The organism is Bacillus sp. FSL K6-2971, from assembly GCF_038006405.1.
GTDB lineage: Bacteria > Bacillota > Bacilli > Bacillales > Bacillaceae > Bacillus > Bacillus pumilus.
In genome coordinates this window covers 1,926,158-1,941,317 of record NZ_JBBOVD010000001.1, presented here as the reverse complement: position 1 = coordinate 1,941,317, position 15,160 = coordinate 1,926,158, and the positions used below count along the sequence as shown (strand labels likewise).

Sequence of the window (15,160 nt, the reverse complement as noted above, 5' to 3'; positions counted from 1 at the left end):
GTTTCCTTTGAAAAAATGAAAAAAGCCCTTTTTGGGGGCTTTTTTCCTTATTCTAATCGTATGATGGTAAGTGCCGCTCCAACAGACCCTCCCCCAAGTAACACCACTGTTGCGACTAAACCGAAAATTTGGAGAGAAATTTGGTTACCTGCTGCAAGTGTTGTAATGAGTGATACGTTGTAGGTAGATGCCGATAAAGCGGGTGTTAATATAGAACCAGGAATGGCAGATCCGCTGTTAACCAGCCTTGTTCCAGCAAGCAGCGCTACACTTGTGTTCACTTGATATGTGATGAAATAGCGACCCGAGACTGGCACTGTAAAAATCGTATTTCCACTACTAGCTGTAAAACCATCTAAACTCTGATTATTAGGCAAAGAAACCGCTGCCCCGCCTAAGACAACAAGCACTGTACTTCCCGACGTATTAGACGCGTACATTGAGTTAGCGGTTACAATTGGGCCGGTTGGGCCGGTTGATCCGGTCAGGCCGGTTACTCCCGTTGGACCTGTTATTCCGGTTGCGCCGGTTACTCCCGTTGAGCCTGATGAACCTGTTACTCCGGTCGGGCCGGTTACACCCGTTGGGCCCGTTGATCCGGTCGGGCCGGTTACGCCCGTTGGACCCGTTGACCCGGTTGCGCCGGTTACTCCAGTTGAGCCCGTTGGACCTGTTGATCCGGTCAGGCCGGTTACGCCCGTTGGACCCGTTGACCCGGTTGCGCCGGTTACTCCAGTTGAGCCCGTTGGACCTGTTGATCCGGTCAGGCCGGTTACGCCCGTTGGACCCGTTGACCCGGTTGCGCCGGTTACTCCAGTTGAGCCCGTTGGACCTGTTGATCCGGTCAGGCCGGTTACGCCCGTTGGACCCGTTGACCCGGTTGCGCCGGTTACTCCAGTTGAGCCCGTTGGACCTGTTGATCCGGTCAGGCCGGTTACGCCCGTTGGACCCGTTGACCCGGTTGCGCCGGTTACTCCAGTTGAGCCCGTTGGACCTGTTGATCCGGTCAGGCCGGTTACGCCCGTTGGACCCGTTGACCCGGTTGCGCCGGTTACTCCAGTTGAGCCCGTTGATCCGGTCGGGCCGGTCGGACCCATTATTCCTCCACACATATTAAGCTGGGCACACATGCCTCTCACTTCTTTCAAACTGTGGAATCTTCAAGACATACACACTAATACTGATAATTGAGAGAAAAAGAAACGACAATACTTCCAGTCGAGGTCCCACCAGTAGCTACAATCCCAATGGAGTTAAGATCACTTAGCGTAATGGATCGACTCTCTCCTGGGGGTACAGTGAAATCTGGAACAGCCGCACCGTTGACCTCTAATGTCACAGTTGGAGCTACAGCCACGATTCCGTTGTTTTCCACCATAATGGTCCCGTTTATGACAAATGGTGTTCCATCCGTCCAGACGATAACTGGATCCGCTGCTGCTGCTAAATCGACTGTGAAGCATACCGCATCATTCACAAAACCTGTTTGCTCATTACTACACCCGCCTAAAATAGCCATTTTAACCCTCCTTTAACCTATTCTTGATAGACTATGATCTAGTGATCTACGAAGATTGTGCGATTACCCCAGACTCAAAGCCTTATTTTTTTCCTTTGTACCATGTTCAATTGAATATCTAAGCGTGCTTGCACCTTTTCAGCGGTTTGATGATTTAAAATCAACATCATATCTTTTACAGTAATCGATCGACTTTCTCCTTTTTGAACACATATATCATGACATGCTTTTTTCGTTTGAATCGTGATAGAAACTGGCACATCTTGATCATCACGATGATGCAAAACCACTGTTGCTGCATTTGGTAATTTTGTTCCATTCCGCCAGATTTCAACCGCACTGGGCGATGTTGAAAAATCAAGAAGGAGGTGGTGAGGCTCTATGTTCTTTAAAATGAACGCATCATAGACTGGCAATTCTGTTTCAATCATTCCGCATAAAAAAGAAAGATCAACAAGGATCTTTGAACTGGATCGATATAAAACTTTCTGACAGCACGTCGATCGCATGCAGCACGGAACAAGAAGCTCTAACACCACACAATTCTGTTCTTCATTGATGGAAATCAAAGAAAAATAGCAAGTCTTAAACACACTTCTTTCAAAGAACACCCATGAGTAGAAAGGTTCCCCATCTTCCATGATGAGCAAAAAAGGAGAACTTATTGAACGTTTGTGAGTAAAGCCTTCATTTTTTGTTTGATTATTGATCTCTTTCAGTTTACTCATCAACAGGTTTGTCACTTTCCATCAGCCCAATTCAATGCTGTATACAAATCCATATGGTCTTTTATCATATGTGTCTTTGACTATTTTGTGCAATTCGCCTAAAGATTAGGGACTGGAAAAGTCACCAGGGAACTAACCGCAAAATGTACTGAACGAAAAGTTACTTAGAAGTTGTCATTTTCCTATTGAATCTTGGGATATTACGCCGGTTTTCTGTCATGCTCCGCCAAAAACGATGCCAGCTATTCCTAAATAAAAAGCCAAATTAATACGCCTATAAAGGAGTTAAAAGGTTATTCATAAATTGTGAAAATGATCACCTTATAAAAATAGGTAAATTTAAGGTATTTTTACAAATTTCGACACAAAACACTCTTTCTCTTTGATACTATTGAATCAACCTATTTACAAATAATAGGTAAATTACTATTAAGGAGTTGTTTTGTTTGAAAAAATCAACATTAAAAAAAGCTGTATTATCTATCGCCTTTTCAGCAACCATGTTATTTTCTATGAATACTGCAAGTGCTGCTCCGTTAGAATGGGTCAGAGATGCTTATCCTGATCAGTGGGACTACGTATTAATTAAACAAAATGGGGTCAGTTACACTCAAGTTTGGACAAGTAGCAACAGTTATTTCCTTGTGAAATGCGAAGTATTATCTAACGGAAAATGCTTTGTTTCAAAATAAAACTTTCACAAAACGACTTCCAATTTCGGGGTCGTTTTTTACTATAAACGGGAGCTTTATATAAAACCTCATTGAGAGCGTAAGATAGGTTTAGGTAAGGCTTTTTTAAACATGTATACAATCTTTCACTCATACTGATTTCATTTTTTATCTTTTAATGGTTAGTTTGAAGATCATCTCTTCCTTTTGATTTTTCTTTACAATACCCCTATTAGCATTTTACTATATATCATATGATCAATTAACTTCCGCGCCTCAGTAGCTCTAGAAGGGAAGAGCGCCGTAAAACAAATTGTAGCTGGCGGGTCGCAAGGCAAGGGTTTCAGAAGCACCGAAAAGCACACTAGCTGAGACAGGCGAAATTCCTGTTGGTGAAATTCCGTAGGGAAGCGTGTTGCCCCTAGCCTATGCTTACGAAAGGAGTGCGGGTTCGAATCCCGTCTGAGGCTTATGAGGTCGATGAAATTGGAGGATAAAACATCATGCATGTGTTTGAAGAATATGTTGGCAATATCGGTAATCCAGAGCTGAAGCAGCGCACGCAAGACATTTTACAATGGATATTAGACACATTCCCTCAATTAGAGCCAAAAATTGCTTGGAATCAGCCCATGTTCACGGACCATGGCACATTTATTATTGGGTTTAGCGTGGCAAAACATCACATTTCTGTCGCACCAGAAGGTAAAGGAATTGATCACTTTTCAGCTGACATTGTACAAGCGGGTTACGATCATGGAAAAAAGATGTTTCGCATGAAGGAAAGCTTGCCAGTTGATTATCCTCTCCTAAAGAAAATCATCGAATTTAATATCGAAGACAAGGCGGATTGTTCAACGTTTTGGCGAAAATAAAAAGTACCCCGATCTGAGCCATTAACAGATCGGGGCATTTTGCTGCAACATGTTATTTTGTTCTCTTCCTTACAATTTTCTGCTCAAGCCACTCATAACATGACAAAATGGCATTCACGCTCCTTTGGCATATCGGCAAATAGACAACAGCGACCGCTGTTAAACTCGCTATGACAGCACCTGCTAAGACATCAAATGGATAATGGACACCTACCCAAATCCTTGAAAAACCAACAGCGCACGCTATGATCAGCCAATAAACATGGCGTTTGTGAAAAAGCCAAAAGATCAGACATACAGAAAAAATAAAGATGGTATGATCACTCGGAAAAGAGTTATTCACTTCCTTTTGAATCAAAAGATTGACATGACTCATTTCGGCAAAGGGCTGCTGGTTGTAATAAAAAATTCCTGCGATTTTCCCCATTAACTCTGCCAATATGAAAGTAAGTCCGGCAGATACAACCATCCCCCTATTGGTTCTACTTCGATTTTGAAACCATATGAACAGACACGTGAGCGCTGCTAACAGCACAGTATATTCAGCTAGTCCAATGAATATCGGATTCAAATAACCATGATCGATACTGAGCTGATTCACCCACCTAAATAAATCTTCATTATATCCCTGCATCTCATTTCATTCCTTTTCCTCGATTTATGACAAGGATAATTGAAATAAGATGACTCTTCCATCGATTGAACGAACAAACCATGGAACCATATGACATGTTTGTCACTTTGCTGTCACTGACATCATTTACTTACTGCTCTATAGAGAATGACGCTGCTCCCATTCCTTTTTTAGTAAAGCATATTGGTACGTGTTTTCATATTTAGGGGTGCCATCCTCATATGTAGTAAATGAAATAAACTCAAGAAAAAGGCCTTCTCTCCGCATGCCTAATCGCTCACATAATGCCTGCGAACGGACATTATCATCTTCTACATAGGCATAAAGCCGCCTTGCTCCCTTTTCTACAAATAAATAGGACAAAAATGCTTCAGCACTCTCTCGTGCATACCCCTTTCCTTCATATGCTTCATTGAAATTCCAGCCGATTGAATACGTATCAGGCTCCTCTTTTAAATGAAACAACTCACCGATAATCTGTTGGTTTTCTTTCAAACAAACCGCTACATATGAATGGTCTTTTTTTCTCTTTTGCACTATAGCCAAAGCTTCTTCTAATGAAGAAATTCGATCAGCGAGAAAACAATTTACTCTTGGATTAGACAAGTACTCAAGCATCCCTGCCGCATCTTCATTGCAAAACGGTCTAAGAATTAAACGATTCGTTTCTAATTGATTCATAAATAACTCCTCTTTGCATCATTTCGTATTTTCTAGTCTCTCCATATTTTAGATGACATGAACAAGCTTTGACAATCAAGTTGTTGTAAACTGTCTTCAATAAATGAAACTCATAAAAAGCATTTTGCTATTAAATCATTTGATTAAAACTGATAAAATAGAACATAAGTTTCTATTTTATGAAAAAGGGGTTACACGATATGATCAAAACAGTGGATGGCAACATTTTAGAGGCAAGTGAAGACATCATCTGTCACCAGGTGAACTGTAAAGGGGTCATGGGTGCTGGATTAGCCAAACAAATCAAAAGCAAATATCCCAATGTGCACAAAGAGTATAAACAATTATGTACAGAACATGGAGATGACTTGTTAAGCTCCGTTCAACTCATCACAACTAATGACGGAAAAACAATTGCCAACTTATTTGCTCAAACTGGGTATGGAAGAAAAAGAATGCAAACGGATTACGATGCCTTACGTAGCTGCTTACAAAGCCTAAAAGACACAGTAACCCATTCACATGAAAAGAAAAACCATACTTCCATCGCCATTCCCTACGGGATCGGCTGCGGACTGGCGGGCGGCGATTGGGCGATTGTTGAAGAGATGATGGAAGAAGTACTGGGTGATTGTGAAGTGACGGTTTATCGGTTTAAATAAAGTGAAAAGAAAGATTTAATTAGAAAAGAATATTGTGTTTTTCGATATTTTTGCTTTCGTGAATCGGTTTCTTTGACATGCTAATCAATACACAGTTGATTCCATATGTATTGATTTTTATTTTATTGCTAAGTGTGTCTGTTTTGTTATTGATTAATAGGGGGCATTATTGAATAAGAGCACCATTTCTGCTTGGAATGATGCTCTCAATATGTTCTCTAGTCTTTATTTCTTTAATCTATCAAAACGAATTTTATAACATCTCTAAAAGTTACTCCAATGTAGAAAGGTATTTTTCTAAATGTTTTTTTCCAGAGTTGCTTTTAGGTATAATACCTAGATGATTATATTTCCAAATAGTTTTTCTTTCATGAGGGTTTGTATTCAAAAGGTCATCATAATTAAATTCTATATTAAAATGCCCCGTTTCATCAAATATCATTGTGAAGTTTGTCCAAGGTTTTTGACCATTTTGTTCAAACTCTGTCTTAAGTTCTTGGATACAGTCAACTAATTGATGCCATCTTTCTTTGTATTCAAGTTCACTCACTTCAAAAAGTTCAGTGATCTCATGACTATATATCAGTTTGCTCTCATTTTCTTTAGATGAAAAATAAAAGTAAACAGTTTGAGAACCTTCAACTACCTCCCCATATAAATACACCTTTCCCCATTCAATTGGTATTGTTCCCACTACAACATCAACTATCTCTTTATATAAATGTTCTATTTTTTCTTCATTCATTGTTTTTTACCTCCATACACATTGTCGAACCTTTTGATTTCCCATTCATCATCACCGATTTTATATTTAATATCAAAAGTTTCTGGGCGTAGAGAATCCGCTTTATAGTTAGGGGTAATCTTCACTTTAACTTCATCACCATTTTGAAGAGCATCAGCCCAAGTATTTTCAAGCTTTTTCCACTCCCCTTTGTTTAAATTCCCATTCATCGGCACAAGATTGTCTATATCGCCAGATCCTTTGAAAATAGATGCAATTAAATGACCACCATCGTCATCTAGTAATCTGTCAGGCTTTCCTGAATTGGATTGGGCGTATTGGTTTCTTTTGACCTCTCCGTATTTTAAATCACTTGCTTCGACTTTGACAATCCTTCCGTAGTGGTCGGTTGTGTAGGTGTACCCTTGCTTTGTTGAATAAACGACATTTGGTTTTAATACTTTTTTACGTTTCCATCTTACATAGTGATCTCCGTAACTGACAACAGCCGGTGATGATTTAGGTGCTGGTAATCGTCTGCCTGTCTGAGAGATTCCGTAGCCTGAATTGTTGTCGAGTCGCTTTGCCATGGAGAGGAGTTTATTTTTGAGATTTTCGCCGTCAAAAACGTTATACGGTAGCTTCGGTCCACCAGCCATTTGAAACTTTGGTGAATATGGCAATAGGCTAGGAATGGAGACTCTGTCGATTGATTTTGCTCCTTGTTCAAGCCCTTTCTTCACTGTTGTTTTCGCCGCTGTTGTTCCTGTTTTTGTAATGGCTCCTGCCCCTTTAGAACCAAAGACGATTTGGGCTAGAGAACCAGTCGCATAGGCGAACCAATGTGATCGAGAATACGCATCACCATCTATGACTTCTTTTTGGAATGAGTCTGAAATCGATTTTCCAATCGCTTTCGATGTTTCAATCGGATGAGAAATAGCTGTCACAACTGATTCTACAGCCCCACCAGGGTCAGCGACAAGATCATATATTCCGATCACTGTGTCTTTTGCTACATCGTATATACCAACTGCTGCGCCTTTTACACCATCAATAAAGACACTTGATGCTTCTTCCTGTGCTTTGATTTGGAGCAGCTGGCTGTAATACATTTTTTGATCGTAAGAAAGATTTTCATATCCAATTTCATCTACAATCTCAAAGTATTTCGCTTCTGATATACACGAAGGATCATTGAGCTTTTCTTTCAATTCTTTGATTCTTCGTTTCTCTTTTTCTTCTTTTTTCACTTTTAAATATGCTTTCACCTGTGCATCGATTTTATCATGATTCTTGTACACATCTGTCTCATGAAATGCCTTTGCATCATAATACATGGGCTGAGCGTTCTTACCTTGTCCTGTAGCAGCCATCATTTTTGAATAAAAAGTTTCAAGATGTTTTTCAATCGCTTCTGACTTTGCGTATTCTGTTTTTAGATCATGGTCTATTTTATGTAATGCCTCAATCGCATCTTTTCTTTCTTCGTTCGCATCATCTAAATGCTCATCTACCTCTTTGCTGGAAAACGTCTGCAATTCAATTAGATCACTGACATCGTCAAAAATAGCCGTAAGGGCTTCTTTTTGTTCCTTAACCATATCTTTATTGTTCTGAATGCCTTGCTTCAATTGAGCGTCTAAGAAGTGCTCATCAATAAATGTACTCCCGCCTAATGATTCATCATCCAGCTTTCCTTTCACCCCATCTAAAAAGGCCTTTTGCATATCGATAAAATCAAGATAAGTGTCTGCGTATAGTGCAAGATCATTATAAAAAGCTTTGATATTATCTGCACCTTTTCCAGTAAACTCATCACCTAATCCCGATACACCTTTTAATGCTTTTTTCACAAGTTTCATCTCTTCATGAAGCTTATGATAGGCCTTTGACCTCTGTTCGACAGCTGATAGTAAAGATGGAGCATCTAATATTTTCATATAAAAAAGACTCCTTTTATGGAATATTCTTTTACTAGAATACCATAAGGAGCCTGACACTTTAATCCACTTTATCGTTTATTAACCAATTATCCTCCAGAGCTCCCTCTTGATGCGACGGTTTGGACATCATCATGTTGAGGTTGAATGAAACCATTTGTAAAGAAAAGTGTACCTAATTCTACCACAGCTATTGATTTATTGATTACGTAACAACTCACTACAGCACTTGTTCTAATAATTCAATTGACAAAATCCCCATTTACCTAAAAATTTTATACATTCTTCCGATATATACCTGTGTACATAAAAATAGGATAAACATAATCAAATTATATTTTGTTAACAGCTAGATTGTGTTGATTTATTATTCTTGAAATAATGAAACTGTTGGAAACTAAACGTTAATGTTAGTATAAACATATTTTTGAATCAATAATTGCTACTTATATTATAAAAATGGAGGGACTATGAATGAAATCAATAAATAAAGTAGAAGCTCTTGAAACAATTAATTTTTCAGGTGCTATATCAAGAAAAGAATTAGGCCTTAGTAATAAAGATATTAAAGTGAAAAAGATCTCAGGAATTAATATCAAAAAGTTCAGGAATATGGGAAAAGATTCTACAATTGACCTTGCAAATAGAATTACCTTAGTATCAGGCCATAATGGAACTATGAAATCAACGTTAATTGGTTTATGTGTTCAACCGTTTAATTCAGATGTAAATGATATATTTGGAAGTCCGCTGAAGACCAATTTCAGGGAGATATTTCGCCTTTCTTCTGAATATGATAAAGAACGCTACGAATACGATGTTTTTATAGAAGATACTGAAGGCTTATCTGTTAAGATTCCCGTTTATACAAAACCAAGGAGTAAATCAGATCCAAATATTCGTATAGTAACTGGCGGGAACACTAAAGGTGACGGAAATTTAATTTTTAATACTAATTATCTTAATTTAAATCGTCTCTATTCAATTCACTCATCTGATGCAATTCCGGTGATTTTAAACTTAACTGATCAAGAAAAAAATTTCATTTCTAAATTTTATAATACAGTTTTAATTAAAGACTCTTATAATTCTATCGAGAGTGTGCAAGGAAAAGGAACTGCTAATGCATCCTCAAAAAAAACCTTTGGACCCAAAAATTCACATTATAATTTTGAATCAATATCATCTGGTGAAGATAATTTAGGTAGAATCGCTATTAGTCTGATTTCATTTATGAGAGCTGCAGAAAAAAACAAAAATAAAGATCTTTATAATGGAATTTTTTGCATTGATGAAATTGAGGCCAGCCTTCATCCCGTTGCACAAATAAATTTGTTTAATTTTTTGTATAAATGGTCTGGTAAATACAAAGTTCAAATATTAGTTAACTCCCACTCCCTACCTCTAATTAGACATGCCATACAGTTAGCACAAAGTGGACAGGAGATTACAACTTACTATTTGTCATCATTATATTCTGAGGATGTTCAAGTTAAACGCAACCACCCTTATGAAAGTATTTATAAAGAACTTACTTTTGACTTTGAATCTAAAGTGAAAATTCCCAAAGTGGATGTATTGTGTGAAGATAAACTAGCAATCAATTTCATAAAGCGATTAGTAACATCACAACAAGTATTAAGAAGAGTAAATTTTATTGTACCAGATGAAAATGAAGGTTTACCTTATAACTTGTTAATTAAGTTATGTCGAAATACTAGTGCATTTATGGCAAGTACCATTATTGTTTTTGATGCGGATGTACCTAACACAGCACTTTCAAAAGTTAAGAAAGATGACAATATAATTCAACTTCCAAACAAAACACTCAAACTTCCTATTGAAAAATTATTTGTCAAGTACTTATTAGATACAGAAAAAAATGATACACTTTTCTTTAGTAAGATTAAAAAGCCTAAAGATCATATTATTTCCACCTTAATTGAAGAAAATATTAACCCTAGCATTATATCTGATATTAATAAATTTAGAGATATTGACACAAAAAGATATAAAAAGTGGTTTTCAAATAATCAGGATATTGTTAATAAAGTATTTAATACTTTTGTGAAACAAGTCGAAGGTCGTGAAGAATTCACAACTCTATTCATAAAAAAAATTAATAAAATTTGCGAGATAAATGGATATCCTTCTGTAGAAATAAACTAATTTTAAAGTAGGTGATTTTTTGCCAAGAGCCACATTAACTCCACTAAGATACCCTGGAGGCAAAGATAAAACTTATAACTATGTAAGACACCTCATTCTTGAAAACAAATTAACTAGTTATATCGAGCCTTTCGCAGGAGGAGCCGCAGTAGCAATAAGACTGTTGATAAATGAAGATGTCGAAAGAATATATATTAATGATGTTGATAAAAGTATTTATTGTTTATGGAAAACAATAATTAACCATCCAGATAGCCTTATAGAAAAAATCAAATTAACCCCTTTAACAATGGATGAATGGTACAAACAGAAGAACATTCAAAAAAATAAAGAGACTGCAGATGACTTATCATTAGCTTTTTCTACACTCTTTTTAAATCGAACAAATCGTTCTGGAATAATCAAAGCTGGTGTCATTGGTGGTAAGAATCAGGACGGTAATGACAAAATGGATTGTCGATTCAATAAAAATGATATTATAAATCGAATAGAGTTAATTGCAGCAAAGGCTTCTAGAATAAAAGTCTACAACTATGATGCGATAGAATTTATTGAAAAAGTCGTTAAGAATACTCGTAGATCTCTAACTTTTTTTGATCCGCCTTATTACGATAAAGGACCAGATTTGTATACCAATTTTTATGGTCATGAAGATCATGTTAAATTAGCAAAAGTAATACAAAAGCAGATGAGGAATCGCTATTGGATCTTAACATACGATATTGCTGAGGAAATTAAAAAGCTTTATTCAAGATACAACTATCAAAAATATTATTTAAATTATTCAATCGCTACACCAACAAAAGGACAAGAATTTATGTTTTTTTCTAGCAAAATCAAGCCAGGTAATTTTAGAGCTCACTTACAGACAGTTTAAACTCTCAAACGATTATTTATAAAGATTTCAATTTCATCTACAACAAACGCCAGCTGCCTCTCAGAAATCTTATAAATATTGAATAGTCTGTACATACTCTTTTTTACTGAACTCATACATACCTATAAAAAAGACATTATAGTATTGCAACATTCCTGAAGATTGATGGTTAGAATTCTCTATTTCAGCTAAATGCAACTCGAGTATTTCAATAACTTTCAGATGAATTTCCCTACCGCTATCTTTATTATTTATAACCATTATAAAATGTCTCACTTATTTTTAATGAAATTTTATTGTGGTCTCGAAATCCTTAAATTCTTGTGACTTGTCTTTAAATTCAATCCCTAAATCTTCAAGTGCTTTTTCTTTTGATTGGATTAAAGGTTCTGGGTCAATAATTAGATCAGTTATCCCCCAAGCTTTCTGACCAATTAAGGCTCATATATTCATACTTGTTAGTTGTGTCTCCTTCATTTTGAAATATTAAAAACATCCTCAAAAACAAAACCCCCTTGAAATAGGGGACTGACCCCCGTTTTTGAGACAGGGATCAAAACACCTTTATACAGCCAATTGCCGATAGTTTATCGGTGATTGGTTGTTTAGTTTCGTTTGAATACGAATGTTGTTATAATAATAAATGTATTCTTTGACAGTGCGTTCTACGATGCTGGTCGTAGTGCGGTCAATCCTGTTAAGATAGAACGTTTCAGACTTTAGTGAGGAATGAAACGATTCGATGGAGGCATTATCAGCGGGCGTCCCTTTACGGGACATGCTCATGGTAATGCCTTTTATATGAACAGCTTTCTGATACTCGTAAGATGTATACACAGAACCTTGATCGCTATGTAACACGCAATTCTCAGGCAGTGCTGGGAGCTGATTAAGTGTGTTTAAGATAAAGTCTGTGTCCTGCTTATCACCAATCGTAAAAGCAATCACTTCTCCATTATATAAATCCAATATACTGGAAAGGTACAATTGTTTCTGTCCATAAGGCAAATACGTGATGTCCGTTACTAGTTTTTCAAGAGGGCGATCAGACTGAAAGTTCCGATCCAGTATATTACTGGCCACGGCATAGGGCTGCCCATTCTTCTTACGCTTTTTCATTTTAACCCGGCATTGCCACTGGTTTTTCTGCATGATGCGTTGAACAGTTTTATGGTTAATACGCATTCTCCTTTTTAGTATAGCTGTGATTTTTCGATAACCATATCGATATTTGTGCTTTCGGCACAACGTGCCGACCTGTTTCTCTAGTTGTCTTTTAGAATGATTCTGAGTCAGATCCTTTTTCCATCTATAATACGAAGTACGTAAGATGCCTAAATGGACACAGATGTCCTGTACCGTCATCGTTTTGCACAATTCTTCTACCAGTTTGATTGACGTTTCCTTATCAACTTCCTTTCCAATTCGTTGTACTTTTTTAAAACTTCATTCTGTTGACTCAAATAGCGATTTTCTGCCTGCAGTCTCTCTAATTCGGAAGAGTACTCGGGACCCTTTCCATAGGTATATTGTTTTCCAACAGGCTGTTCGAACCGGTGTGTATCCCCAGCTTTATGCCACCTCACCCATGTCTGAACCTGCGTCTTATTCTTGATATTCAATTTCTGCATGATCTCTTTCATAGGTACGCCTGCCAATCTCATTTCTACAGCCTTCTGTTTGACTTCAACCGGATAACTCACTCTTGTCCCCATAGAAAAAACACCTCCATGTTTTATTTCGGATCACAACGATCCATTTTCAAACTTGAAGGTGTTTTTTATTTGTCTCATCTTATGGGGTCAGTTCCATAGACTGACATAGCAGAATGAGACACGAATAAAACACCCTTATTAGGCTGACATGCTACCAAATGTTTTTGGTGCGTGGTAGCCTAATTTTTCTTGGATATGCTCTTCATTATAATACTTGATGTAATGGTCGATTCGTTGTCTGACATCTTTTTCTGATATAGAATTGAATTTTGTAAACATAAATTCCTCTGATTTTAAGCTGGAATGGAATGATTCAATCACTGCGTTATCCCAACAGTTACCTCGTCTAGACATACTGCTTGTAAGGTCCCTTGCCCCCAGCTCCTTTTGATATGCATACGAACTGTATACACTTCCTTGATCTGAATGCACAAGTACACCTTTAGGCAAATTCCTTTTCTCTAAAGCTGCCCTCAATGTGTTCAATATGAGTGATGTCTGTTGGTGATCATCTAGGGTATAGGCAACAACTTCGTTGTTGTATAAATCCATAATGGTCGAAAGGTAGAGCGTTCTCGGTCCATACTGAATATAAGTAATATCTGTTACCCATTTTAAATTCGGGTGTATTGCGGTGAAGTTCCGATTTAATATATTTGGGGCAATGATGACAGATTCCCCTTGTGATTTCCAATTTCTTTTACGCTTCACACGACATTGAAGATGGTATTTTTGCATGATGCGCTGTACAGTATTTCGGTTTCGTTTGATAGCATATTGATGCTGAAGTAGCTTTCGAATCTTCCGGTGGCCGTACCGGAACGACGTTTCGGTACATAAGGAAATAACAGCCTTCTCGACTTATGATTTTTTACGTATTCCTTCGGATACCCAACGATAATAGGTCGATCTAACGACCTGCAAAATACTTAAGATAGACGTTACTGTATATTTCTTCCGTAGTCTCTCGATCAAATCAAGGCTACTCCCTTTTCAACTCCTCTATGATCTCCAAATACTTTTTTAGAATTTCATTCTCCATCTTAAGGTGTTCAATCTGCCTATTCACTTTTTCCTCTTTTGATACATTGTCAGGTCCATACCCGAAGCTATATTGTTTTCCAATTGGCTGATCGAATCGATGTAACTGATTTTCTCGATACCACTTCATCCATGTTTTAATCTGAGACACATTCTTTATATGATATTTATCCATAATTTGTTGATTGGTAAACTGCCCGCTTAATTTATCTTTCACAACTGCCCATTTTATTTCAGCTGAATATTTGTTTTTTTTCATAAAAAATATCCTCCAGTTTAAGTGTATCACTTGAAGGGTGTTTTTTTATGTCCCATTTGACTAGGTTAGTCTAAAACCATTGGCTCCAAGGGGTTTTCTTTATTAATACTGAGACATATATTGATCGCGTTCCCATGGGTGTACTTGGGTGCGGATTATAACCTATATTGTCTTTATATGTCTTAGTGAATCATCAACGTTGATTTATAGAGATTTTCATCTTAAAAAAATAATACAAAATCATAAAATATTTTTAAATTGTGGGTGATTCGTGGGCATTTTGTGGGTGTTTCCTAAAAGAATGAGAATTCATTATAAACCTAGTTTGATAAAAGATAACAAATCCTTTCTATAAAACAGACCTAAAAGGTCTGTTTTAATTTTATTGCGAAGTCTAATTAGAAACACCGGATAAACCTTCATCTTTAATGAAATTACAGTTCTTGATTTCTTCATATATGCTTCAATCAAGCTTCTCTTCATTTATCCTTTTATTGCTTACACTTTGACAGACAAGATTATCCCGTTTTAACTCCTTGCTCCACCACTTAATTAAATAGTGATAGCAATCATTAAGACGCTCGTCAACTTTCGGCCCTTCAATGATTTTGACTTTCATATCAAATCACCTCCTGCAAGAAAAACGAGTTTACCAGTAGATA

General features: G+C 37.1%; 14 protein-coding genes and 2 pseudogenes. 5 read left to right on the top strand and 11 right to left on the bottom strand.

All coding sequences use genetic code 11. From position 1 onward, the window contains the following. Positions 1-47: 47 nt before the first annotated feature. The 3 genes from MHI33_RS22040 to MHI33_RS10025 all read right to left on the bottom strand — a co-directional run bounded on the left by MHI33_RS22040 (position 48) and on the right by MHI33_RS10025 (position 2,247). A complete protein-coding gene (locus MHI33_RS22040; RefSeq protein ID WP_445661775.1) occupies positions 48-1,097 on the bottom strand; it encodes a BclA C-terminal domain-containing protein in 1,050 nt (349 codons plus the stop codon). Positions 1,098-1,174: 77 nt separating this feature from the next. Then, a complete protein-coding gene (locus tag MHI33_RS10030; RefSeq protein WP_044141644.1) occupies positions 1,175-1,519 on the bottom strand; it encodes a DUF3992 domain-containing protein in 345 nt (114 codons plus the stop codon). Positions 1,520-1,593: 74 nt separating this feature from the next. Further along, the gene (locus MHI33_RS10025) at positions 1,594-2,247 is read right to left on the bottom strand and encodes a CotZ-related putative spore coat protein (RefSeq protein ID WP_065097342.1); all 654 of its coding nucleotides are present in this window, start codon (positions 2,245-2,247) and stop codon (positions 1,594-1,596) included. Positions 2,248-2,693: 446 nt separating this feature from the next. On the opposite strand from MHI33_RS10025, the gene MHI33_RS10020 reads away from it, so the two are divergent. Continuing rightward, positions 2,694-2,939, top strand: coding sequence for a hypothetical protein (locus MHI33_RS10020; protein WP_034660753.1), 246 nt, complete (start codon positions 2,694-2,696; stop codon positions 2,937-2,939). A gap of 482 nt (positions 2,940-3,421) precedes the next feature. Continuing rightward, positions 3,422-3,793 carry an iron chaperone gene (locus MHI33_RS10015; RefSeq protein WP_003212353.1) on the top strand — a complete coding sequence of 124 codons (372 nt, stop codon included), beginning with the start codon at positions 3,422-3,424 and terminating at the stop codon, positions 3,791-3,793. 52 nt (positions 3,794-3,845) lie between these two features. On the opposite strand, the gene MHI33_RS10010 is transcribed toward MHI33_RS10015, so the two are convergent. Further along, positions 3,846-4,427, bottom strand: a complete 582-nt coding sequence (locus MHI33_RS10010; RefSeq protein WP_044141646.1) for an undecaprenyl-diphosphatase — start codon at positions 4,425-4,427, stop codon at positions 3,846-3,848. Between the two features lie 138 nt (positions 4,428-4,565). Beyond that, positions 4,566-5,108: a GNAT family N-acetyltransferase gene (locus tag MHI33_RS10005; protein ID WP_065097341.1), complete on the bottom strand. Its 543-nt coding sequence runs from the start codon at positions 5,106-5,108 to the stop codon at positions 4,566-4,568. Between the two features lie 200 nt (positions 5,109-5,308). Here MHI33_RS10005 and MHI33_RS10000 point away from each other — a divergent pair, with 200 nt between their 5' ends. Continuing rightward, a complete protein-coding gene (locus MHI33_RS10000) occupies positions 5,309-5,770 on the top strand; it encodes a macro domain-containing protein (protein WP_185108853.1) in 462 nt (153 codons plus the stop codon). Positions 5,771-6,041: 271 nt separating this feature from the next. Here MHI33_RS10000 and MHI33_RS09995 read toward each other — a convergent pair whose 3' ends face one another. Further along, a complete protein-coding gene (locus MHI33_RS09995; protein ID WP_106067610.1) occupies positions 6,042-6,515 on the bottom strand; it encodes an antitoxin YezG family protein in 474 nt (157 codons plus the stop codon). Then, a complete protein-coding gene (locus tag MHI33_RS09990; RefSeq protein ID WP_185108855.1) occupies positions 6,512-8,437 on the bottom strand; it encodes a T7SS effector LXG polymorphic toxin in 1,926 nt (641 codons plus the stop codon). Before MHI33_RS09990 ends, MHI33_RS09995 begins: the two co-directional genes overlap by 4 nt. Before the next feature lie 474 nt (positions 8,438-8,911). Between MHI33_RS09990 and MHI33_RS09985 the strand changes: the two genes are divergently transcribed. Next, positions 8,912-10,606 carry an AAA family ATPase gene (locus MHI33_RS09985; protein ID WP_106067612.1) on the top strand — a complete coding sequence of 565 codons (1,695 nt, stop codon included), beginning with the start codon at positions 8,912-8,914 and terminating at the stop codon, positions 10,604-10,606. A 19-nt stretch (positions 10,607-10,625) separates the two neighbouring features. Further along, positions 10,626-11,483, top strand: coding sequence for a DNA adenine methylase (locus MHI33_RS09980; RefSeq protein WP_106067613.1), 858 nt, complete (start codon positions 10,626-10,628; stop codon positions 11,481-11,483). 26 nt (positions 11,484-11,509) lie between these two features. Here MHI33_RS09980 and MHI33_RS22035 read toward each other — a convergent pair. The 4 genes and pseudogenes from MHI33_RS22035 to MHI33_RS09960 all read right to left on the bottom strand — a co-directional run. After that, positions 11,510-11,669 (bottom strand): annotated as a pseudogene (locus MHI33_RS22035) (aspartate phosphatase); the annotation flags it as partial. 378 nt (positions 11,670-12,047) lie between these two features. Further along, positions 12,048-13,198 (bottom strand): IS3 family transposase gene (locus MHI33_RS09975; protein WP_185108217.1). Its coding sequence is split into 2 segments (ribosomal slippage): positions 12,048-12,925 and positions 12,925-13,198, totalling 1,152 coding nucleotides; the frame shifts between segments, so codons are not numbered across the junction. A 138-nt stretch (positions 13,199-13,336) separates the two neighbouring features. Beyond that, positions 13,337-14,498: pseudogene (locus MHI33_RS22030) on the bottom strand (IS3 family transposase). Positions 14,499-14,961: 463 nt separating this feature from the next. Beyond that, positions 14,962-15,117 carry a hypothetical protein gene (locus MHI33_RS09960; protein ID WP_185107320.1) on the bottom strand — a complete coding sequence of 52 codons (156 nt, stop codon included), beginning with the start codon at positions 15,115-15,117 and terminating at the stop codon, positions 14,962-14,964. Between the last annotated feature and the right edge of the window lie 43 nt (positions 15,118-15,160).